The organism is Streptomyces sp. RLB3-17 (assembly GCF_007113425.2).
Classification (GTDB): Bacteria; Actinomycetota; Actinomycetes; order Streptomycetales; family Streptomycetaceae; genus Streptomyces; species Streptomyces mirabilis_D.
This window is the reverse complement of the sequence record NZ_CP041610.2, coordinates 9666568-9687971: the sequence shown is the minus strand read 5'-3', so window position 1 is coordinate 9687971 and position 21404 is coordinate 9666568. Positions and strand designations below refer to the sequence as shown.

General features: G+C 70.6%; 18 protein-coding genes and 1 riboswitch. Of the genes, 5 read left to right on the top strand and 13 right to left on the bottom strand.

What is annotated here, in order from left to right:
• The first annotated feature begins 386 nt into the window (after positions 1–386).
• The 4 genes from FNV62_RS43540 (at position 387) to FNV62_RS43525 (ending at position 4471) form a co-directional block, all read left to right on the top strand.
• Positions 387–2036, top strand: a complete 1650-nt coding sequence (locus FNV62_RS43540) for a 5-guanidino-2-oxopentanoate decarboxylase (protein ID WP_144316083.1) — start codon at positions 387–389, stop codon at positions 2034–2036.
• On the top strand, positions 2033–3259 hold the full coding sequence (locus FNV62_RS43535) for a Glu/Leu/Phe/Val dehydrogenase dimerization domain-containing protein (RefSeq protein ID WP_143603778.1): 1227 nt from the start codon (positions 2033–2035) through the stop codon (positions 3257–3259). Before FNV62_RS43540 ends, FNV62_RS43535 begins: the two co-directional genes overlap by 4 nt.
• Positions 3260–3405: 146 nt before the next feature.
• Positions 3406–3825 (top strand): hypothetical protein, encoded by a 420-nt coding sequence (locus FNV62_RS43530; RefSeq protein ID WP_097287307.1) that lies wholly within the window; start codon positions 3406–3408, stop codon positions 3823–3825.
• A 25-nt stretch (positions 3826–3850) separates the two neighbouring features.
• Positions 3851–4471 carry a TetR/AcrR family transcriptional regulator gene (locus FNV62_RS43525; protein WP_225900595.1) on the top strand — a complete coding sequence of 207 codons (621 nt, stop codon included), beginning with the start codon at positions 3851–3853 and terminating at the stop codon, positions 4469–4471.
• A 319-nt stretch (positions 4472–4790) separates the two neighbouring features.
• On the opposite strand, the gene FNV62_RS43520 is transcribed toward FNV62_RS43525, so the two are convergent.
• From FNV62_RS43520 to FNV62_RS43500, 5 genes are all read right to left on the bottom strand, one after another.
• On the bottom strand, positions 4791–5576 hold the full coding sequence (locus FNV62_RS43520) for an SGNH/GDSL hydrolase family protein (protein ID WP_143605741.1): 786 nt from the start codon (positions 5574–5576) through the stop codon (positions 4791–4793).
• A gap of 143 nt (positions 5577–5719) precedes the next feature.
• The gene (locus FNV62_RS43515; RefSeq protein ID WP_144316082.1) at positions 5720–6436 is read right to left on the bottom strand and encodes a DUF6250 domain-containing protein; all 717 of its coding nucleotides are present in this window, start codon (positions 6434–6436) and stop codon (positions 5720–5722) included.
• A complete protein-coding gene (locus FNV62_RS43510) occupies positions 6433–7329 on the bottom strand; it encodes a hypothetical protein (RefSeq protein ID WP_225900594.1) in 897 nt (298 codons plus the stop codon). The genes FNV62_RS43515 and FNV62_RS43510 overlap by 4 nt, the downstream gene beginning before the upstream one ends.
• Before the next feature lie 241 nt (positions 7330–7570).
• Positions 7571–8551: a M23 family metallopeptidase gene (locus FNV62_RS43505; RefSeq protein WP_144316081.1), complete on the bottom strand. Its 981-nt coding sequence runs from the start codon at positions 8549–8551 to the stop codon at positions 7571–7573.
• 2 nt (positions 8552–8553) lie between these two features.
• A riboswitch (cyclic di-AMP (ydaO/yuaA leader) is annotated at positions 8554–8712 on the bottom strand.
• A gap of 301 nt (positions 8713–9013) precedes the next feature.
• On the bottom strand, positions 9014–11083 hold the full coding sequence (locus tag FNV62_RS43500) for an alpha-galactosidase (protein WP_144316080.1): 2070 nt from the start codon (positions 11081–11083) through the stop codon (positions 9014–9016).
• 182 nt (positions 11084–11265) lie between these two features.
• Here FNV62_RS43500 and FNV62_RS43495 point away from each other — a divergent pair, with 182 nt between their 5' ends.
• Positions 11266–12063, top strand: a complete 798-nt coding sequence (locus FNV62_RS43495) for a tyrosine-protein phosphatase (protein ID WP_144316079.1) — start codon at positions 11266–11268, stop codon at positions 12061–12063.
• Positions 12064–12103: 40 nt separating this feature from the next.
• Here the strand turns inward: FNV62_RS43495 and FNV62_RS43490 are convergent, their stop codons facing one another.
• The 8 genes from FNV62_RS43490 to shc all read right to left on the bottom strand — a co-directional run bounded on the left by FNV62_RS43490 (position 12104) and on the right by shc (position 21297).
• On the bottom strand, positions 12104–12220 hold the full coding sequence (locus FNV62_RS43490; protein WP_054232722.1) for a DUF6126 family protein: 117 nt from the start codon (positions 12218–12220) through the stop codon (positions 12104–12106).
• A gap of 59 nt (positions 12221–12279) precedes the next feature.
• Complete coding sequence (locus tag FNV62_RS43485; RefSeq protein WP_095851334.1) at positions 12280–12933, bottom strand: helix-turn-helix domain-containing protein; 654 nt, start codon at positions 12931–12933, stop codon at positions 12280–12282.
• A gap of 154 nt (positions 12934–13087) precedes the next feature.
• Positions 13088–14488, bottom strand: coding sequence for an aspartate aminotransferase family protein (locus FNV62_RS43480; protein WP_054232724.1), 1401 nt, complete (start codon positions 14486–14488; stop codon positions 13088–13090).
• On the bottom strand, positions 14485–16413 hold the full coding sequence (gene dxs / locus FNV62_RS43475) for a 1-deoxy-D-xylulose-5-phosphate synthase (protein WP_097287299.1): 1929 nt from the start codon (positions 16411–16413) through the stop codon (positions 14485–14487). The genes FNV62_RS43480 and dxs overlap by 4 nt, the downstream gene beginning before the upstream one ends.
• Positions 16414–16441: 28 nt before the next feature.
• Positions 16442–17599: a flavodoxin-dependent (E)-4-hydroxy-3-methylbut-2-enyl-diphosphate synthase gene (gene ispG, locus FNV62_RS43470; protein ID WP_060900933.1), complete on the bottom strand. Its 1158-nt coding sequence runs from the start codon at positions 17597–17599 to the stop codon at positions 16442–16444.
• A gap of 4 nt (positions 17600–17603) precedes the next feature.
• A complete protein-coding gene (gene hpnH / locus FNV62_RS43465) occupies positions 17604–18626 on the bottom strand; it encodes an adenosyl-hopene transferase HpnH (RefSeq protein ID WP_054232727.1) in 1023 nt (340 codons plus the stop codon).
• Positions 18627–18631: 5 nt separating this feature from the next.
• Positions 18632–19273, bottom strand: coding sequence for a 1-hydroxy-2-methyl-2-butenyl 4-diphosphate reductase (locus tag FNV62_RS43460; RefSeq protein WP_097287298.1), 642 nt, complete (start codon positions 19271–19273; stop codon positions 18632–18634).
• Positions 19273–21297 (bottom strand): squalene--hopene cyclase, encoded by a 2025-nt coding sequence (gene shc / locus FNV62_RS43455; protein WP_144316078.1) that lies wholly within the window; start codon positions 21295–21297, stop codon positions 19273–19275. Before shc ends, FNV62_RS43460 begins: the two co-directional genes overlap by 1 nt.
• Positions 21298–21404: the final 107 nt, after the last annotated feature.

The following is a 21404-nucleotide window of genomic DNA, read 5'->3' as shown; positions in this document are numbered from 1 at the left end:
ACAGCGCGATGTCCCCGGTACACACCGCGAGGTCCGGACCCTGGTGCGACCCGCCTGGGGACACGCCTGGGGCCCGAAATCACATCAGGTGGCCCCCATGGCCCGCGTTTCCCCAACCCCGCGGCGCACGGTCTTCTTCCGCCTCATGGGGTGGTGCTCGAAGCGCGCCTACGGAAAGGTCCTCGACCCCGGCCGGGCACTCGCCCGCAATCCACGCGTCCCGCGGTCCGATCCGGCCTTCGCCGGGCGGTGCGCCTCAGTCCCACTACTGATGATCCGTTCAGTAAATTGACAGACTTCGGAGTCGCTCCCGATACTGAATGGCGATTCAGTAAAGACACCGGTGGGTCTTCGGTCGCGCCGCTCGTCCCGCACCTGGAGGCACCATGGAGGCCGACCCGCGCACCGACGCGCGCACCGGTGTGCTCACCGGTGGCGAGGCGCTCGTCCGGGCGCTCGCCGCGCATGACGTGACGCAGGCGTTCGGCATTCCCGGCACGCACAACCTGGAGATCTACCGGCACCTGGCGGCGTACGGCGTACGGCACGCGACCCCGCGCCACGAACAGGGAGCCGGGTACGCCGCCGACGGGTACGCGCGCGTGACGGGGCGCCCCGGTGTCGTGATCACGACCACCGGTCCCGCGCTCCTCAACGTCACGGCCGCCGTCGGGCAGGCCTACTCGGACAGCGTGCCCCTGCTGGTCGTCTCCCCCGGTATGCCGCTGCGCCACCCCCGGCTGTCGACCGGGCTGCTGCACGAGATGCGCAGCCAGACCGAGGCGCTGCGGGGCGTCGCCGCGTTCAGCCACCGGGTCTCCTCGGTGGCCGAGATCGGCGCCGCCGTGGCACGCGCGTTCACCCTCTTCCGTACGCGGCGACCGCGGCCGGTGCACATCGAGGTGCCGCTGGACCTGCTGACGGCGGCCGAGACCGCCGGGCCGGTGCGGCTCGCCCCGGCCTCCGCGCCGACCCTGCCGGACGCCGAGGCCGTACGACGCGCCGCGCGCGCCCTGCGGGAGGCGCGGCGGCCCGCACTGGTGCTCGGCGGTGGCGCGCGTGGCGCCGCGACCGCCTGTCTCGCTCTCGCGGAGGCGTGCGGCGCGCCCGTCGTGACGACCGCCAACGGCAAGGGCGTCGTACCCGAGCGGCATCCGCTCTCGCTCGGCGTCTCGCTGCACACTGAGTCGGTGCAGAAGTGGCTGGCGGGTCGCGATGTCGTCCTCGCCGTGGGCACGGAGCTGGCCGAGTCCGATTTCTGGTCGCCGCCGACCGCCCTCGGGGGCACGCTCGTGCGGGCCGACCTCGACCCGGACCAGATGCACTCCGGGCTGCCCACGGACATCGCGCTCGTCGGCGACGCGCGGGCCTCCCTGGAGGGGCTGTTGTCGGACATGGGCCTCCACGCGCGCGTGCGACACGACATCCCCGACCCACGAGGCAGCATCGACGTCGACGAGGTCGCCGTGGTGCGGGCCGCGCGGTTCTCCGGGAGTGCCGCGCGCGACGCGCGCTGGATCCCGTACCTACGGGCGATCCGCGCCGTCCTGGCCGACGACGCGGTCATCACCTCGGACAGTGCCCAGTGCTGCTACTACGGCGCGCTGCCGCATCTCCCGCTGGGCCCGTCGGGACGCTATCTTCACCCGACCGGCTTCGGCACGCTCGGCTACGCGCTGCCCGCGGCGCTCGGCGCCAAGGTGGCGTGCCCGGAGCGCCAGGTGGTGGCGCTGAGCGGGGACGGCGGCCTCCAGTTCACGGTGCAGGAACTGGCGACCGCCGCTCAGCTGCGACTCCCGCTGCCCGTCGTGGTGTTCGACAACGGTGGCTACGGAGAGATCCGCGACGAGATGGCCGCCCGCGGCGACCGCCCGACCGCGGTGGACCTCGCTCCGGTCGATCTGCCCGCCCTGGCCCGCGCCTACGGAGGACAGGGCACACGCGTGTGCCACCCCGACGAGCTGGCCCTCGCCCTCACCGAGGCGCTGCGCACGCCTGGTCCCACCCTGATCGCCGTCCCCGAGGAGACCCCATGACCACGCCCCCGACCGCACCGTCGGCCGCGCCGCCCACCCCGCCTTCGACCGCGCCTCTGATCACGCTCACCTGGACCGACCACGTCACGGGCAGACCGGGCTATCTCGTGGTCGACCGGCTCGTCCGGGGCGTCTCCAGCGGCGGCCTGCGGATGCGCGCCGGCTGCACCCTGGACGAGGTCGCCGGGCTCGCCCGCGGGATGACGATGAAGGAGGCCCTGCACTACAACCCCGAGGGCCGCTACATCCCGCTGGGCGGCGCCAAGGGCGGCATCGACTGCGATCCCCAGGACCCGGCGGCGTACGGCCTGCTGGTGCGTTATCTGCGCGCCATGCGCCCCTACATCGAGAGCTTCTGGACCACGGGTGAGGACCTCGGGCTCACCCAGGACCTGGTCGACCGGGCCGCCGAGGAGGCGGGGCTCGTCTCGTCCATCCAGGCCGTGTACCCGCTGCTCGACGACGAGACGGCGGCCCGTCGGCGGCTCGCGGACGCCTTCGCGGTCGACGTGGACGGGATCGGGCTCGACGAACTGGTCGGCGGCTGCGGTGTCGCCGAGTCGGTGCTCGCGGCCCTGGACCGGGCCGGGGTGGCACACGCGGGGACGCGTGTGGCCGTGCAGGGCCTGGGCACCATGGGCGGAGCCACGGCCCGCTTCCTCTCCCGCGCGGGCCTCGCCATCGTCGCCGTCGCGGACGTCAAGGGCACGATCGCGAACCCGGACGGGCTCGACATCGACGCGCTGCTCGCGGCGCGGGACGCCTACGGGACGGTCGACCGCGGCGCGCTGCGCCCGGCCGACCAGGAACTCCCCGGCGACGCCTGGCTGTCCATGGACGCGGAGGTACTGGTTCCCGCGGCGGTCTCGTACGCCATCGACACCGAGAACCAGCGGCAGATCGGCGCCCGCTGGATCGTCGAGGCGGCCAACATGCCCGTACTGCCCGAGGCGGAGGAGCTGCTCGCCGCGCGCGGGGTCGTCGTGCTGCCGGACGTCGTGGTCAACTCCGGGACGAACGCCTGGTGGTGGTGGACGCTCTTCGGCGACATCGGCGCGGACGCGGACGAGGCGTTCGCGTACACCCGGCGCTCCATGCGCGACCTCATCGACCGGATGCTGGCCCGCGCGGAGGCCGACGGGACGACACCGCGGGCCGCGGCGCACGCCATCGTCGCCGACCGGCTGCCGGTGATCGCGGAGCGGTTCGGCTGGTACCGCTGACGGGCACCCGTCTTTCGGCCCTGCCGTCATTCCCCCCGGGGAATTGAGGCGCGGGGCCGGTGACAGCAGAGTCGGTGGAGCGAGGGCGCGCGAGCGCGAGTGACCGCCCCTCCCCACACGAAGTCCGACTCGTAACGGGAGTATCCATGCCCACCATCGACCCGCAGGACCTGATCGAGCGCTACATCGGCGTCTGGAACGAGCCCGATCCCGAGATCCGCCGCAAGACCGTGGACGAACTCTGGGCTCAGGACGGTCTGCACGTCCTCCAGCCGCCCCAGCAGATGCGGGACACCGCGGTGGGCCTCGGCTTCACCACCGCCGTCCTGGAGGCCCGTGGCCACGACGAACTGCACACGCGCGTGACCCGCGCCCACGACGAATTCGTCGCCCCGGGGACCTATGTCTTCCGGATCCAGGAACCCGCCCAACAGCTGCGGGACGTCATCACGTTCCGCTGGGAGTCCTTCCACACCGGGGAGGGACGGGCCACGGGCGGTGGCCGGGAGTTCCTGGTCCTCGACGAGGACGGCCGCATCCGGTTTGACTACCAGTTCGTCGACTGACCCCGTCGAGCATTAGGGTGACCGCGTGGCGAGGGTGCGGTTGAGCGTGGCGGAACGGCGCGAGGAGTTGCTGCGCGCCGCCATCGAGCAGATCGAGGCGCGGGGCGTGGCGGCGGTGCGGATCGCCGACGTGGCCTCGGTGCTCGGGGTGAGCAACGCGTTGGTGCTGTACCACTTCTCCACCAAGGAGAAGCTGGTCGCCGCCGCGTTCACCTACGCGGCCGAGGACGACCTCGCCCATCTGCGCAAGCTGCTCGGCCGTCGTACGTCGGCGCTGCGCAGGCTGCGCGCCGCCGTGCGCTGGTACGCGCCGACCGGCCAGGCCAAGGGCTGGCGACTGTGGATCGAGGGCTGGGCGGCCGCCCTGCGCGAGCCCGCGCTTCAGGAGGTCACGCGTGATCTCGACAAGCAGTGGAAGGCCGCGATCACCGAGGTGATCGCGGAGGGAGTGGCGGCCGGCGAGTTCACGTGCCCGGATCCCACGGGTTCCGCCCTGCGACTGACGGCGCTGCTCGACGGGCTCGCCGTGCAGATGACCGCCTACACCGGAGCGGTGTCGCGGGCGCGGGCCCAGGAGTGGGTGGACGAAGCGCTCGCCCGGGAACTGGGGCTCGCGCGGGAGGCGTTGACGGCCGCGGTGCGCTGAGGAGCGCGCCGGGGCACATGCCCGGTCGGCTCGGTTCGGCCGTCGCCGCCCCACCGCCCACCCAGCAGGTCGGTGCGGCTGCTGCCGGCCCGCCGCCGGGCCGTCCATCTCGTCGGCTGTCGGCTCACTGCCACCCGATGCGGCTCCGCCCACCGCCGAACCAATGGGGAGGCGTATACGGGGCACGCCCGGCCCGACCCGGCGACGGCCGCCGCGCCGCAAGGCCGCAGGCGCGGCGGCGAGTTCGGCCCGGGTCCGCCTGGCGGCACCCCGTCGAGGCGGGGGCGTCCAAGCCACCGGCACGTCGGAGGCCCGTCGTTCAGGCCACGGACTCGATCCGCATCTTGATGTCGTCCGGCGAGAGGCTGCCCTTGGCGGCCACGTGGTCACCGGAGGACTCCCCGCGCAGTCGGCGCCCGATCCACGGGACGAGGTACTCGCGCGCCCAGTGGATGTCGTCGCGCCGGACCTCGAGCGTGCCGCGGGGCGGCAGCGGAGGCCAGGGCTGGTCGGGATCCGCGGGCACTTCGAGGCCGAGGACCTGACCGGCGCGCAGCGCGACCCGGGTGTGGCCCTCGGGCGAGAGGTGCAGGCGGTCACCGTCCCATGCGCGGCGGTCCTGGATCGTCTTCAGGGACCACAGGTCGAGGACCGGACAGCCGTACCGGTCCGCGATGGCCCTTACGTGCCCGTTGTACGTGGCGATCTTGCCGCGCAGATGCTTCAGCACGGGGACGGTACGGGTGTCGAAGCCGGTCGTCACCAGGACGGTGCCGACGACGGAGGTGAGGTCGGCGACCGCGCGCTCGAAGCGCTCGGCGACCTCGTCGGGGTCGGTACCTGGCCGGATGATGTCGTTGCCGCCCGCGCAGAAGGAGACCAGGTCGGGGGCGAGTTCCTTGGCGTCCCGGAGCTGGTCCCCGACGATCTGGTCGAGCAGCTTTCCGCGTACGGCGAGATTGGTGTAGGTGAAGGAGCCTTCGGGCCGCCGGTCGGCGAGGAGCACCGCGAACCGGTCGGCCCACCCGACGAAGGCCCCGTCGGGGCCGGGGTCGCCGACGCCTTCGGTGAAGCTGTCCCCCACCGCCACGTACGACCCGATCACTGATCTGTTGTCACTCTTCGAATCGTCTGCCACATCGGCCCATGATTCACCTTTCGATGTGAGCTACGCGACCGTAGGAAGGGGTTGACGGGTGGTGAGATAAGCCACTCGTAAAGTGTGATCGAACCCGGAATAAGCCTCTTTCAGGAGTGGTTGAACAGCCGCCACACCTGGAAGCCCTCGATCCGGAAGTGGCTCCATGTGGTCCGGAACGCGAAGTGCCCGCTCGTGTACGGCTGCGGGTCGCCGTAGTCGAAAACGAGCCGTCCGTTGTTCCACCAGCGGACCGTGGAGCCGTCCGAGACGATCCGGACACGGTTCGGCTCGTTGGCCGTGAGCAGCGGCTCCGTGTAGTCGTAGACGAGCGGGCGGACGCCCGGCTCCCCCACGTACCGGCGCAGCCGCGTGGTCGTGTTGGTGTTGGCGCCGTATCCGACGTAGTACGTCTTCAGGTAGTCGTATTCGGCCAGGGCGCCGCCCCGGGGCAAGGCGAAGAGGTCGTCCGGGGAGCGGACGTCGACGGCGTTCCAGAAGTTGTTGAGGTCGGAGACCCGGTCGTTGACGCCGCCCTCGGAGACCGGTGTGGCGGTGTACTCGATGACGTAGGGCCCTTCGAGCCGCTGCTTGAACCAGACCGTCGCACCGCTCGGTACGTCGATCTCCAGGATGCCGTGCGAGGCGGTGACCGTGCCGCCGTCCTGCAGTTCGGTGACCCACTGGCCGAGGCCTCGGCGGAAGCCGTCGTGGGCGATGAGCCGGCCGCGACGGTGGCGCGGCGAGGCGCTCGCGGTGGTGGCCGGGACGAGCGTCGACAGCGCGGCACCGGCGGCGAGGGTCGCGAAGGCTCTGCGGGTGGTCATGAGGTTCCTTCCGTGCGTGCGGTGGTGGTGATGGCGGGCTTCGGCACCCGCCGGGTCTCGGTGCCCAGGCAGTAGTCCGTGTGCGTCGACTGGAGACGGCCGCGCACGGTCCAGCCGAGGCGGTGGGCGGGGTTCCGGGCGAGCCTGTAGATACGGTTCTTCGTCGGTTCGGTGGTGGTGTGCAGGCGCAGCGCGGTGTGGTCACCGGTCTCGGCGAGGACCTCCTCGCGCCAGTCACCGAGGAGGTCGCCGTAGAACGGGGTCGCGTTGCGGGGGCCGGAGGTCCAGTACTCGTAGCGGGGGTGGCGGGGGTCGATGTCGGCGGCGCTGCCCCGGCCGACGTCGAGGTCGGATGCGCTCGTCGGTTCGGCCGGGTGCTCGCCGGTCACCAGGCGCTGACCGGTGTCGGCGTCGTAGTGGTACCAGGGCAACCTCGATACGCCGCCCGGTTCGGACCGCTCCGGCGGAATCTCGGCGTAGCCCCGCGCGAAGTCGAGCGCCGCCGAACTCGGCTCCCGCTCATGGCCGTTGACGAGGGCACGCACGGTGTGGGTGCCGGTGCCCCGGCCGTCGTCCTGGTACGTGGTCGACCGCGTGACCGGCGCCCCGTTGAGCCGCCGTCCGCCCTTGTACACGTTGAACGCGATCGCGTCCCCGGTGGGGGTACCCCCTGTTCGAGCGGGGCCGAGAACTTGGGGGAGGGCGTACTCCGTGCCGAGTAACCGCCGGCTCAGGAAGGTGCCCTCGCCCGAGGGGACGGCGACCGGGCCGCGGTCCAGGTTCTCCACGATCCGGCGCGGCGGCGGACGCCGTTCGGTGGCGTGCGAGGGCGCGGCGACCGGACCGGCCGGCAGCGCGGCGGTGGTGACGACGCCGAGTCTTCGAGGTCTCACGATGGCGTGCTCCTTGCGGTGGCGACGACGGCCGCGATGCCGTCGCCGAAGACGCAGAAAGCGCTTACGGAGATCACTGTGGAGCCACTCGCGCACCGTGTCGAGACCTCGTGCGCCGGTGCCACAAGACCGCAATGTGCCGATCATGAAAGGACCGCGCCGGGACGCGTGGAGAAGAACCGAGGGCCGGACCCCGCGATCGCGGGGTCCGGCCCTCCAAGACGTGAGAGGCGCGGCGGCGTCAGCCGACGGCGACACCGTGCGCGCGCAGGTACGCGACCGGGTCCACGTCCGAGCCGTAGTTCGGGGTGGTGCGGATCTCGAAGTGCAGGTGCGGACCGGTGACGTTGCCGGTCGCACCGGAGAGGCCGATCTGCTGGCTCTCGGTCACGGTCTGGCCGGCCGAGACGGACAGGGCGGACAGGTGGGCGTACTGCGAGTACCGGCCGTCGGCGTGCTGGATGACGACCTGGTTGCCGTACGCGCCGCCCCAACCGGCCGACACGACGGTGCCGGCGGCGACGGCCTTGACGGTGGTGCCGGTCGGGACCACGAAGTCCACGCCGGTGTGGTAGCCGCTGGACCACATGCTGCCGGCGACCTTGTAGCCGGTGCCGATGGTGGCGCCCTCCACCGGCAGGGTGTAACCGGTGTTGGTGGCGGCGCCGGTGGCCCGGGGTGCGGCGGCCTGGGACTTGGGCGCGTCCGCCGCGCCGGACGACCCGGTGGCCGACCGCGCCGACGATCGCGTGGACGTCTTGGCGGACGACTGCGTGAACGACTCGGTCGACGGCTTGGCGTCGTCGGTCGACACGGCCCTCTCGCCGATCGTGAGCTTCAGGCCGGGGTGGATCAGCGAGGGGTCGCTGCCGATGGCCTGGCGGTTGTCGGAGTAGAGCTTCTGCCAGCCGCCGCTGAGGTGCTGCCGCTCGGCGATCCTGGCGAGCCAGTCGCCGACCTTCACCGAATAGGTCTTCACCGAGGCCGTGGAGGTTGTCGCGGTCTTTTCCGAAACCGTCGCGGACTTTTGAGAAACCGTCGCGGCGGAAATCGTCGCGGTCTTTTCCGGAGTGGACGAAATCGCGGCCGTAGGCGTCATGGCATGGGCACCGGCGGCCCCCATCAGCGGCAGCGCGAGGGCGGCGCCACCGGTTCCGGCCACGGCGATCGAGCGGGAGAAGCGCTGGGACTTGGGTCGGCGATGCTTACCCTTCGCGGGCATGAAGAATTCCTCTCCGGCGCCTGCGAGGTGAGCTGTCGGGTGCGGGCTGGAGATGCCCGGCCACGCGGCTGCGCGGCTATACCCCTAGCCGTTCCGGAGACCGGAACAGGCGTGGTACCTGTGGGTCCCCCGCTCCTGCCGGTTACCGGTGGGTGTGCGGATACCGGGCGGCGGCAGGATTGGGCGTCCGTCCGGATTGAGGGCGAACGTAGGCGAGATGGGGGCGCATCGCCAACCATGTGGCTTTTCAGTGCGCGTGCCTTTCTTGATCCATGCCGGAATTCCGGTCACCCTCCGTGGACAATGATCTCCCCCGCCTCTCAACCCGCCTGGAAATTCAGGCGGATCGAGAAAGCGGGCCCGCAACGCATCGTCACGAATATGACGCTGCTCACGCACGCCACACCACGGTCCCTTATTCCAGGTCCAGTTGGAATTAAGGCATTAATAAGGACAGAACGCTCACATGCGACGCAGTCGGATAACTGCCGCATCGAAGTCCCCGCGCAGCCCCGTCCGCAACCCGTGATGCAACAGCACCGCACCTCGGTGCACTTCACCCGTTTCACGGCATTCGTACGCCGCGCTCGGATCGAGCCCGCGCAACCGGAGCGGGGCGACCGGCTCGCCGTGACGCTGGGCCTGGAGCAGGGCGAGGACGACGGTCTCGTCGCCGTGGACGTACTGCACCGCACTCAGCCCGCCCTCCGGAGGCCGCAGTCGGTAGAGGTCGCCGCGCTGCACGACCGGCCGGATCTCCTTGTAGAGGTCCACCCACTCCCGCGCCTCGACGAGCTCCGCCTCGCTCCAGTCGGCCAGGTCGCCGCCGACCCCGAGTACCCCGGCCATGGCGCTCACGAACCGGAAGCGCAGCGAGCTGATCCGACCGTTGAGCTGCGCGTTCGGACTGTCCGTGACCCAGGCGGCCATGATCCGGGCCGGGTGGATCTGGCTGAAGCCGTGCTGGATGGCGAGCCGGTCGAGCGGGTCGGTGTTGTCGGAGGTCCACACCTGGTCCGTACGCGCCATGACGCCGAGGTCGATCCGGCCGCCACCGCCCGAGCAGGACTCGAAGGCGACCCCGGGATGCTCCGCACGCAGCCGGTCCAGGAGCCCGTACAGAGCCTCCACGTGCTCGACCCACAGCTTCTGGGGGTACGGCTCACCGGGCCAACCGGCGTCCGTGAAGCAGCGGTTGAAGTCCCACTTCACATAGTCGATCGGAGCGCTCGAGAGCAGACTGTCGAGCTGCTCCCACAGGTACTCCTGGACATCCGGGCGGGCGAGGTTGAGTACGAGTTGGTTGCGGAACTCCGTCCTGGTCCGCCCCGGCTGGAACTGCACCCAGTCGGGGTGCGCGCGGTACAGCTCACTGTCCGGATTCACCATCTCCGGCTCGACCCAGATCCCGAACTGCATGCCGAGCGCGTGCACGTCGTCGGCGAGCGGCTTCAGCCCCTGCGGGAAGCGGTCCGGATTGGGGGTCCAGTCGCCGAGCCCGGCGCGGTCGCTCGTCCGCGCACCGAACCAGCCGTCGTCGACGACGAAGAGCTCGACGCCCATCTCCGCGGCCCGCCGGGCCAGCTCCCGCTGCCGTTCCTCGGAGATGTCGAAGTGGGTGGCCTCCCAGGAGTTGAAGAGCACCGGCCGGTCCTGGTCCGCGTCCGGGATCACGAACGCCCGCTGGTACGCGTGCCAGGTCCGGCTCGCCGCGCCGAAGCCGCCGTCGCTCCACAGCCCCGCGAAGACGGGGGTGGTGAACGACTCCCCCGGCTCCAGACGCAACAGTCCGGAGTCGTCGTACCCCGCGCCGCCGGAGATCTGCACGCGCGCGTCGGGGAGTTGGGCCACGCAGATGCGCCACGAGCCCGACCAGCCGAGCGCGCACGCGTAGACCTCGCCGCTCTCCTCACTCGCCCCGCTGTCCAGCGCGACCCACGGCAGGTGCTGGTGACCGGTGTGCCCGCGGCGGCTGCCGATGACCTTCTCACCGTAGGTGAGGGGGGAGCGCGCGAGCCGGGACTCGGCCGCCCACCGCCCGTGCAGCTGGGAGAGGCGCCATCCGTCGCGCTCGGGCAGCGTCCAGGTCGCGGAGTCCGCGCGCAGCAGCTCCAGGGAAGGTCCTTCGTTGGCCAGGGTCACCCAGCGCTCGACGACGTCGCCGCGCATCCGGTAGTGCAAGGTGATGCCGAGCCCGTCGTCCGCGAAGCGCAGCCGCAGTTCGTCGCCGTCGGCCTCGTACGCCCCGAAACGCCATTCGGTGCCGCGCCGCTCCCGCGTCCGCACGGACAGCGCCGGACGTACGAAGCGGGGGCCGCCCTCGACGGGATACTCCTCGCGCCCGTCGAGCCGGGACTCGAAGGGCCGGTACGGCGGGCCGGGCAGGGCGGCCAGCGATTCGGCGTCCGCGAGGGTGATCCGTGGCCCCCAGTGGAGATGGAGCAGTTCGTCGGGGTCGGTCAGCCGTAGTGCGTAGCTGCTCGTGGGACCCGAGAGAAGCCACGTACGACCATCTTCGCCGATTTCGATCATCAAACCCTCACAGATTCGAACATCCGCACTCAATCACCAACATCATCAACGGCGTCTCACCCGGGAGGCAACGGCTGTGGACAACTTCATTGCCTGAGGAACCCATGTCGTATCGTCGAAAGCGCGATTCCCGTCGGCGAGCGTCGCCGAGCAGCGCCGGCGGTCCAATGGGAGGAGCCCCCGTGACGCAGCAGGTCCCGTCGACCGAGCCGGAACTGGCCGGAGTGCGCAACTTCCGAGACGTGGGCGGCCTGCCCACCGTGGACGGTCGGCGAGTGCGCTACGGACGGCTGTTCCGCAGTGGCCATCTCGCGCACGCCACTGAGGAGGACGCCGCGTTCCTCTCCTCTCTCGGACTGCACACGATCTTCGACTTCCGCAATGCCGCGGACCAGAAGCTGGAGGGGCCGGACGTCGAGCTGCCGGGTGTACGGAACGTGAATCTTCCGCTCACCGACCCCGCCGACGGCAGCGAGTTCTGGAAGATGGTCCGCGACGGCGACGTCGAACAGTTGCGCGGGCACCTCGGCGACGGCAAGGCGGCGAACCGGATGATCGGTTCCTACCGCACGATCGTCAAGGAGCGCACGGCCGAGCACTCGCACGTGCTGCACGCCCTGGCCGAGGACAGCGTGCCCGCGCTGATGCACTGCGCGGCGGGCAAGGACCGCGCGGGCCTCTCCATAGCCGTGACGCTCCTCGCCCTCGACGTTGAGCGCGACGCGATCGTGGCCGACTACCTGGAGTCGAACGCGACCCACCGCCGCTACAAGGTGCGCCGCAACGGCTCCTCGGAAGCGGCCCGCTCCCCCGAGGTCATGGAGCTGCTCAGCCCGCTGTTCGACGCCCGCGCCGAGTATCTGACCGCGGCCTTCGAGACGATCGAGGAGACCTGGGGCGGCATCGACGCCTACCTGGAGCGGGGACTGGGAGTCACGCCCGAGCAGCGGGAGCGGCTGCGCGAGCGCCTGCTGGACTGAACCCTGGCGGCCTGAAGCCTGGGCTCCTGAACCCTGTGGGTTACTGGTTCTGCCCGCCCAGCTCGAACAGCAGATAGATGAAGGCCGCGAAGAGGTGGCCGACGGCGATGTAGATGAAGAGGCGTACCCACAGGGCGCGCGGGAACTTCTCGACCATGCGCCGCCGAGTGGCGGGGTCGGCGGATTCCGTCGGCTCCGGGGGTTGCGTGGATTCCGTCATGACAGCTCTCCCATGGTCGGGTGTCCTGCCGCCGGGCCGAGGCACAGCGCGGCGGTGGGGCTCTGCAGCAGGGTGTGTACGAAGAGGAGTTCGGCCCCCGACTGATCGGCGGCCGCGATGCGGTGCGGGGTCAGCGAGTCGAAGTGCGCGCTGTCCCCGGGCGCGAGCACCTGGGCGGTGTCCCCGAGGCGCAGCCGCAGCCGCCCCTGGAGGACGTAGAGCCACTCCTCGCCGGGGTGGACGCGCACGATGTCGCCCTGCGAGCCGTAGGGGACGTGCACCCGCAGGGCCTGCATTCCGCGGCCCGGGGCACCGGCCTGCCAGTAGGTCCAGCCGCCCGCCTTGGTCGGCTCCATGTCGGCGGCCCGGACGATCGCGTCCCGTTCGGCGACCGTCTCGCCCAGCAGCTCCGAGACCGTCGTACCGTAGATACGAGCGAGTGCGAGCAGCATCGGCAGCGAGGGCTGGCGCTGTCCCGTCTCCAGGCGGGAGAGGTGGGCGGCCGAAAGGCCGGCGGCGCGGGCCGCGGCCTCCAGGGTCAGCGAGGCCCGGCGGCGCAGCGCACGCAGCTGCGGTGCGACGGCGGGCAGCGCCTCGGCTGCTGCGGACTCGGGCGGCGTGGCGGCCGCCCCCGACTCGACAGGGCTCATGCCCTCCATTGAGCCGCACCATTGCCTCTCGGGCAAATTTCTTGCCCCAGAGGCAAAACCACCGGCCCTGGCCGAGGCGGGCCCTTGCTCCGAGCCCGTCCCGATCCAGGAGGGCCCTTGCTCCGAGCCCGCGCCGCCTCTTCGTGCCGCAGGGCTAGCGGTTCGCGACCGCCTGCTTGACCAGGGTTTTTCCGAAGTCCCACATCAGGCCGCCGCCGCTGTGCGCGTCGTCCATCACGGCGGTGAAGGCCTCCACGAACCGGTCCACGTCCCGTTCGCCGATGATCAGCGGCGGGATCAGCTTGATCACCTCCAGGTGGTCGCCGGAGACCTGGGTGAGGATGCGGTGCCGCTGGAGCAGCGGGACGACGACCATCTGCGCGAACAGGCCCTTGCGCGCGGCCTGCAGCATGGTCCAACGACTGCGCAGCTTGAGCGACTTGGGCCGACCGAACTCGATGCCGATCATCAGGCCCCGGCCGCGTACGTCGCTCAGCAGCTCGTACTTGTCGATGAGCGCCGCGAGCCGGGACCTGAGTTGTTCTCCCGTGGCCCGGGCGTTCGCGACGATCTGTTCGTTCTCCATCACGGAGAGCACGGCGAGGCCCGCCGCCATGGCCTGCGCGTTCGAGCCGAAGCTCGCCGAGTGCACGAGGACCCGGTCCATGGACGAGTAGACCTTCTTGAAGATCCAGTCCCTGCCGAGCGTCGCGCCGACCGGCACATAGCCGCCGGACAGCGCCTTCGCCACGCACACCAGGTCCGGTTCGACGCCCTCCTCGTGCTGGTAGGCGTAGAAGTCCCCGGTCCGCCCGAGGCCCGTCTGCACCTCGTCCGCGATGAGCAGCGCCTTGTGCCGGTGCAGCAGCTCCTGCGCGGCACGCAGATATCCGGGTGGGGCCTCGTGCACGCCCTTGCCCTGGATGGGCTCGACGATCAGCCCGGCGACATCCCCCTTCTTCAGCTCCCGGGCCAGAGCGTCCAGGTCACCGAGCGGAACGGCGGTGTCGGGCAGCAGCGGGGCGAAGCCGTCGCGGAAGCCGTCCTCGCCGTTGACGGACAGCGAGCCGGTGGTCAGCCCGTGGAAGGCGTGGGAGCAGTAGAGGATCCTCGGCCTCCCGGTCGCGTACCGGGCGAACTTGAGCGCGGTCTCCACCGCCTCCGTACCGCTGTTGCCGAAGAACACCCGCTCCAGGTGGGGACTGTGGGCGAGCAGCCTCTCGGCGAGGAGCCCGGGCAGCGGCTGGCAGTCGAAGCGGGTGAGGTCGGCGAGTGAGGCGTCCAGGACGTCGTGCAGCGCCTTGCGGACGACGGGGTGGTGGCGGCCCAGGCCCATCACCCCGAACCCGGCGAGCATGTCCAGGTAGTCGTTGCCGTCCGCGTCCCAGAAGTGCGCGCCCTCGGCCCGCTCGTACACCTTGTCGAAGCCGATGGTGTGCAGCATGCGCGGGAGCTGGTGGTTCAGGTACTTGGTGTGCAGCTCGTAGCGCTCGGCTCCGCGCTCGGCGAGGAGCGCGCCGAGGTCGAACTCCCCCTTCTCCGCAGGGTCGGTCATTCCTGTTTCTCCTTGGACAACTCATCCTCGAACGGCGCGTCCTTCGACAGCGCGTCCTTGACGGCCAGACCGGCGCTGATCCGCCCGGCGATCTCGACGGGCGTGAGACCTATGTCGGCCAGCACCTCCCCGCGCTTGGCGTGCGCGAGGAACTGCTCGGGGATGCCGAAGCGCCGTACGGGCACGTCGACCTCGGCGTCCCCGAGCGCCAGCGCGACCGCCGCGCCGACGCCGGCCGCCCGGCTGTTGTCCTCGACGACCGCGACGAGCCGGTGCTCGGCGGCGAGGCCGGGCAGCGCCGGGTCGACGGGTTTGACCCAGCGCGGGTCGACGACCGTGCAGCCGACCCCACGGGCCTCCAGCAGCTCGGCCGCCTGGAGGCAGACCGGCGCCATCACGCCGACGGCCACCAGGAGGACCTGCGGGGTGTCGTCGGAGCGGTGCAGGACGTCGAGCCCGCCCAGGTGGTCGACCGCCGGGATCGCGGGGCCCACCGACTCCTTCGGGAAGCGGATCAGCGTCGGCGCGTCGTCGACGGCGACCGCCTCCCGCAGCTGGGCCCGCAGCTGGTCGGCGTCGCGCGGCGCGGCGATCCTCAGGCCCGGCACGACCTGGAGGATCGACATGTCCCACATGCCGTTGTGCGAGGCCCCGTCGACGCCGGTGACCCCCGCCCGGTCGAGCACGAAGGTCACTCCGCAGCGGTGCAGCGCGACGTCCATGAGGAGCTGGTCGAAGGCCCGGTTGAGGAAGGTCGCGTAGACGGCGACGACCGGATGGAGACCGCCGGTGGCGAGCCCGGCCGCCGACACCGTGGCGTGCTGTTCGGCGATCCCGACGTCCCACACCCGGTCGGGGAACCGTTCGGCGAACTTCCCGAGCCCCACCGGGTGCAGCATGGCCGCCGTGATCGCCACGACGTCGTCCCGCTCCTCGCCGATCCGGAGGATCTCGTCCCCGAACACCGAGGTCCAGGACGGCCCGCCCGAGGGCGCGAGCGGCTCGCACGTCAGCGGATCCATCACACCGACCGTGTGGAAGTGGTCCTCCTCGTGCGCGAGCGCGGGCTCGTAACCGCGCCCCTTCTCGGTCAGGCAGTGCACCAGCACCGGCCCGTGGAACCGTTTCGCCCGGCGCAGCGCGGACTCCACGGCCCCGACGTCGTGCCCGTCGATCGGCCCGACGTACTTGAGCCCGAGGTCCTCGAACATGCCCTGCGGCGCGAAGGCGTCCTTGAACCCCTTCTTCGCGCCGTGCAGCGACTCGTAGAGGGTGTGTCCGACGACGGGGGTGCGCAGCAGTACGTCCTTGCCCCAGGCGAGGACCTTCTCGTAACTGTCGGTCGTCCGCAGGGTCGCGAGGTGGTTGGCGAGACCACCGATGGTCGGCGCGTACGAGCGTTCGTTGTCGTTGACGACGATGATCAGCGGGCGGTCCTTGGCGGCGGCGATGTTGTTCAGCGCCTCCCACGCCATGCCGCCGGTCAGCGCGCCGTCGCCGATGACCGCGACGACATGGCCCTTCTCGCCCTGCACCTGACGGGCCTTGGCGAGCCCGTCCGCCCAGCCGAGCGCCGTGGAGGCGTGGCTGTTCTCGATGATGTCGTGCTCGGACTCCTCGCGCGAGGGATAGCCGGACAGGCCGCCCTTTCCGCGCAGCTTGGAGAAGTCCTGGCGTCCCGTCAGCAGCTTGTGTACGTAGCTCTGGTGGCCGGTGTCCCACAGGATGCGGTCGACGGGTGACTCGAAGACCCGGTGGAGCGCGATGGAGAGTTCCACCACCCCCAGATTGGGTCCGAGGTGACCGCCGGTCCTGGCCACCGCGTGCACCAGGAACTCCCTGATCTCTTCCGCCAGTTCACCGACGTCCACCTCGGACAGCGCCTTCAGGTCGCGTGGTCCCCGGATGCTCTCCAGAATCGTCACGCTCGGGCCCCCTCTCGGTCCGTGCTGATCAGCTCACGGTGACGGCGGGTTCGCCGGAGGCGACGCCGTCCTTCTCCATCTGCTCGGCGATCTTCATCGCTTCCTCGATGAGGGTCTCGACGATCTTCGACTCGGGCACGGTCTTGATGACCTCGCCCTTGACGAAGATCTGCCCCTTGCCGTTGCCGGAGGCGACCCCCAGGTCCGCCTCCCGCGCCTCGCCGGGGCCGTTGACGACGCAGCCCATGACCGCGACGCGCAACGGGACCTCCATCCCCTCCAGACCGGCCGTGACCTCGTCGGCCAGCTTGTAGACGTCCACCTGGGCGCGTCCGCAGGACGGACACGAGACGATCTCCAGGCGGCGCTGCTTCAGGTTCAGCGACTCCAGGATCTGGAGTCCGACCTTGACCTCCTCGGCGGGCGGGGCGCTCAGGGAGACCCGGATGGTGTCCCCGATGCCCTCACTGAGCAGCGCCCCGAAGGCGACGGCGGACTTGATCGTGCCCTGGAACGCCGGGCCGGCCTCCGTCACACCGAGGTGCAGCGGGTAGTCGCACTGGGCGGCGAGCTGCCGGTAGGCGTTGACCATCACCACCGGGTCGTTGTGCTTCACCGAGATCTTGATGTCCCGGAACCCGTGCTCCTCGAAGAGGGACGCCTCCCACAGCGCCGACTCGACCAGCGCCTCGGGGGTCGCCTTGCCGTACTTCTGCAGCAGCCGCCGGTCGAGCGACCCGGCGTTGACCCCGATCCGGATCGGGGTCCCGGCGTCCGAGGCGGCCCGTGCGATCTCGCGGACCTTGTCGTCGAACTGCTTGATGTTGCCCGGGTTCACCCGCACCGCCGCACAGCCCGCGTCGATGGCCGCGAACACGTACTTGGGCTGGAAGTGGATGTCCGCGATCACCGGGATCTGGGACTTGCGGGCGATGGTCGCGAGGGCGTCCGCGTCGTCCTGCGTGGGGCAGGCGACGCGCACGATCTGGCAGCCGGACGCGGTGAGTTCCGCGATCTGTTGCAGGGTGGCGCCGATGTCCGACGTACGCGTCGTCGTCATCGACTGCACCGAAACGGGTGCTCCGCCCCCGACCGCCACCGTTCCGACCTGGATCCGCCGCGACACACGGCGTTCGGCGATCGGTCGGACCGGCACCTCGGGGAGGCCCAAGGAAACGGCGGTCATGTCGTCACCCGCGGCTTTCCGTGAAGGTCTCGCGGGCGGCGCGCAGCGACTCCTTGAGGGAGCCCATCGTGGCGAGGACGGCGGTCGGCTCGTAGCCGCAGTGCGCCATGCAGTTCGCGCACCGCTCGTCCTTGCCGCGCCCGTAGGAGTCCCAGTCGGTTTCCTCCAGGAGCTGCTTGTACGTCTGCACGTACCCGTCGCTCATCAGGTAGCAGGGCCGCTGCCAGCCGAAGAGCGAGTAGCTGGGGATCGCCCACGCGGTGCACGGGAAGTCGACCTTGCCTTCCAGGAAGTCCAGGAAGAGCGGGCTCTGGTTGAGCCGCCAGCGGCGCCGGTTGCCGCCCGCGAAGGCCTTCTTGAACAGCTCCCGGGTCTGCTGGACGCCCAGGAAGTGCTCCTGGTCGGGCGCCTTCTCGTAGGCGTAGGCGGGCGAGAGCATCATCTCGTCCACCTTCAGGTCGTCATTGAGGAAGTTGAGGACCTCGATGACGGTCTGCGGGGTGTCGGTGTTGAAGAAGGTCGAGTTGGTGGTGACCCGGAAGCCGCGCCGCTTGGCCTCCTTGATGGCCGCGACCGCCTCGTCGAAGGTGCCCTCCTTGGCCACCGACTCGTCGTGCCGCTCGCGCAGCCCGTCGATGTGCACGGCCCAGGCGAAATACGGCGAGGGCTTGAACTTGTCCATCTTCTTGCGCATCAACAGCGCGTTCGTGCACAGGAAGACGAATTTCTTCTTGGCCACCAACTGCCGCACGATCTCGTCGATCTGCGGGTGCATCAGCGGCTCGCCGCCGGCGATGGAGACCATCGGCGCGCCGGATTCGAGGACCGCTCCCACGGCTTGGGCAACGGGCATGCGCTGCTTGAGCACCCCCGCCGGGTGCTGGATCTTGCCGCAGCCCTCGCATTTGAGGTTGCAGGCGAAGAGGGGTTCCAACTCGACCAGCAGCGCGAACTTGTCCCGCTTCCTGAGCTTCTGTTCAAACAGGTACGCAGCGACCTTCATGGACTGCCGAAGCGGCATGGCCATCTGGCTCACCTCCGGGGGAGCAACAAAGAACGGTGCCATTCAAAGAAAGCGGGAAGGACGGCACGAAGAACACGGAAAGCTGATATTCCACCGCGTACTGTGCCGATTCGGACGAGTTCATGTTCTGGAGCGTCCACGACCACCCGTACGGCCGCAACCGGGCGTACGCCCGTACGCACGGCGCTGTGGAGCGTTGCCGCGGATTCCATGTCGACCGCGATCGCGCCGGTCGCGAGCAGCTCCGACCGCTCGTGACCTCGGACGACGTGATCGGATCCGGTGAGTGGCCCGGTGTGGACGGTGCGCCCGGGCACGGTGCGCACGAGTTCCTTGACGAGTAGTTCGGTGCCCACGCACGGGGTGCTGCCGCGTGGGTCCCGGGTCTCCTCGGCGACCACCAGGTCACCGGGGTGCATGCCCGGGGCGAGCCCCGCGCAGAAGCCCGTGGCCAGGACGGCGGCCTCGCTCAGCGCCGGGTCGGCCAGGATCCGGGTGAGCGAGCGTTCGGCGGCCTTGGGCCCCATGCCGGTGCGCAGCACGGTGACGGGCCCGTCGGCCCCGGTGCGGTCGCCGCTGCGCAGGGCGAGGTGCTCGATGCCGAGCGCGCAGGCGATCAGCAGCGGGGCCGGATCGGGCTTTGTGCTCATCAACCCCCCTTGACCTCGGCGAACGACTCGCCGTGGACGAAGCTCGGTTCGCCGTGGACATAGCGGCCGAGCGCGGTGAGCGGGAAGACCTGCCGGTAGAGGTGGTAGTTGATCGAGAAGTCCCACGGGAACCCGGTGCCGGTGAAGTACGGCTCGTCCCAGGAGCCGTCCGCCAGCTGGGTCTCCGCGAGCCAGGCGATCCCGCGTTCCACCGCCTTGGAGCCCCGCTCCCCCGCGGCCAGCAGGGCGAGCAGCGCCCAGCCGGTCTGGGAGGCGGTCGAGGCGCCGCGTCCGCTCCACTCGGCGACCTCGTGGTAGGAGCGCAGGTCCTCGCCCCAGCCGCCGTCGTCGTTCTGGACGGTTTCCAGCCAGGCGACGGCCCGGCGGATCGCCGGATGCGAGGCGGGCAGTCCGGCGGCCACGAGCGCCGGGAGCACCGACCCCGTTCCGTAGACGTAGTTGACGCCCCAGCGCCCGAACCACGAGCCGTCCGGCTCCTGGTGGGCGAGCAGCCACTCGATGCCCCGGCGGGTGCGCGGGTCGTGCGAGAGCCCCTCGACCGCGAGCATCTCCACCACATGGGCGGTGACGTCGGCGGACGGCGGGTCGATGACCTCCCCGAAGTCGCAGAACGGGAGCCGGTTGGGGAAAGCGCTGGTGTTGTCGACGTCGAAGGCGCCCCAGCCGCCGTCCTTGGACTGCATACCGAGGTTCCAGCGCACCCCGCGCCCGATGGCGTGCTCGACGCGCTCCGGGTCGTGGTGGCGGACGCGGCGCAGCGCGAGGGCGACCTCGGCGGTGTCGTCGATGTCGGGGTAGTTGTCGTTGTGGAACTCGAAGGCCCAACCCCCGGGCGGAAGGTGGGGCCGCTTCACCGCCCAGTCGCCGGGCCGCACGATCTCCTCGCCGAGCATCCAGTCCGCGGCCTTCACCAGCTGCGGATGGTCGGCGGGCAGGCCCGCGTCGGCGAGCGCGATGGTGGCGAGGCAGGTGTCCCAGACCGGTGACTGACAGGCCTCGATCATCCGGGCGCCGTCCTCGCGCCAGACGGCGAACCGGTCCAGCGACGCCAACCCCTCACGCATCACGGGGTGTTGGAGGTCGTAGCCGAGCAGGTGGAGCGCGATGACCGAGTACACCGCGGGTGGCTGGATGCCGCCCCAGCAGCCGTCGTTCTCCTGCCGTTCGATGATCCAGCGCGCCGCCGTGTTCATCGCGGCCCGGCGCAGCCTGCGCGGGACGACCTTGCGGTACTGGTGCAGGGCCTTGTCGAGACGCTGGAAGACCCCGTCCCAACTCGCCGCGGGAGCGAGGGGTTTGACCGGGTTGGGGTCGCCCGCGTCGGTGTGCAGCTCGTCGAGCGGGAACGGCGCGGGCCGCACCGGGCGCTTCGCCGAGACGATGGTCAGCGGCACGATCGTCTGCCGCGCCCAGCAGCCGAAGTCGTAGATGTTGAGCGGCATCCACTTCGGGAAGTAGATGAGCTCCGGCGGGAGTTCGGGCAGGTCGTCCCACTTCCACCAGCCGAACAGGGCGAGCCAGATCCGGGTGAAGACGCGGGCCGAGGCGATGCCGCCCCGCTCGCGGATCCAGGCGGCCGCCCTTGCCATGTGCGGGTCGTCCGGGGCGTCCCCGGCCAGCCGCAGGGCGACGTACGCCTCGATGGTGGTGGACAGTTCCCCGGGGCCGCCGTAGAAGGTGGCCCAGGTGCCGTCCTCGCGCTGCTCGCCGCGGATGAACAGCCCGGCGGCGCGCGTGGTCGTCTCGTCGCGGATTCCCAGGAACTGACGGAGGAGCAGGTCCTCGGCGTCCATCGTGACGTTCGTCTCGAGGTCGCCCTTCCACCAGCCCTCCGCGTCCTGCCGTGAGAGCAGGAAATCGGTGGCGCGCTGTATGGCGTGCGTGGCGACGTCTCGGGTCTCGACTGTCCCGGCCGCCACGGGAGTCGTCTCTGGGTGGATTTCGCTGGCCGCGGCAGCGCGGGGCGGCAGTGCCCCGGTGCTTCCGTCGGTCGTCGCTGTCATGGCTTCCCCTTCGTGCAGTGGTACGACTCTGCTGGGTCCGCCGTCGGCCGGTGCGTGTGTCTCCCGCGGCACCGGCCGGCGACTACGCGAGGTTTATTCGACCGATA

Coding starts and splice junctions, on each gene's coding strand:
- FNV62_RS43540 (WP_144316083.1), top strand. CDS start 387: ATGGAGGCCGACCCGCGCACCGACGCGCGCACCGGTGTGCTCACCGGT.
- FNV62_RS43535 (WP_143603778.1), top strand. CDS start 2,033: ATGACCACGCCCCCGACCGCACCGTCGGCCGCGCCGCCCACCCCGCCT.
- FNV62_RS43530 (WP_097287307.1), top strand. CDS start 3,406: ATGCCCACCATCGACCCGCAGGACCTGATCGAGCGCTACATCGGCGTC.
- FNV62_RS43515 (WP_144316082.1), bottom strand. CDS start 6,436: ATGACCACCCGCAGAGCCTTCGCGACCCTCGCCGCCGGTGCCGCGCTG.
- FNV62_RS43505 (WP_144316081.1), bottom strand. CDS start 8,551: ATGCCCGCGAAGGGTAAGCATCGCCGACCCAAGTCCCAGCGCTTCTCC.
- FNV62_RS43500 (WP_144316080.1), bottom strand. CDS start 11,083: ATGATCGAAATCGGCGAAGATGGTCGTACGTGGCTTCTCTCGGGTCCC.
- FNV62_RS43490 (WP_054232722.1), bottom strand. CDS start 12,220: ATGGTCGAGAAGTTCCCGCGCGCCCTGTGGGTACGCCTCTTCATCTAC.
- FNV62_RS43485 (WP_095851334.1), bottom strand. CDS start 12,933: ATGAGCCCTGTCGAGTCGGGGGCGGCCGCCACGCCGCCCGAGTCCGCA.
- FNV62_RS43480 (WP_054232724.1), bottom strand. CDS start 14,488: ATGACCGACCCTGCGGAGAAGGGGGAGTTCGACCTCGGCGCGCTCCTC.
- ispG (WP_060900933.1), bottom strand. CDS start 17,599: ATGACCGCCGTTTCCTTGGGCCTCCCCGAGGTGCCGGTCCGACCGATC.
- hpnH (WP_054232727.1), bottom strand. CDS start 18,626: ATGGCCATGCCGCTTCGGCAGTCCATGAAGGTCGCTGCGTACCTGTTT.
- FNV62_RS43460 (WP_097287298.1), bottom strand. CDS start 19,273: ATGAGCACAAAGCCCGATCCGGCCCCGCTGCTGATCGCCTGCGCGCTC.
- shc (WP_144316078.1), bottom strand. CDS start 21,297: ATGACAGCGACGACCGACGGAAGCACCGGGGCACTGCCGCCCCGCGCT.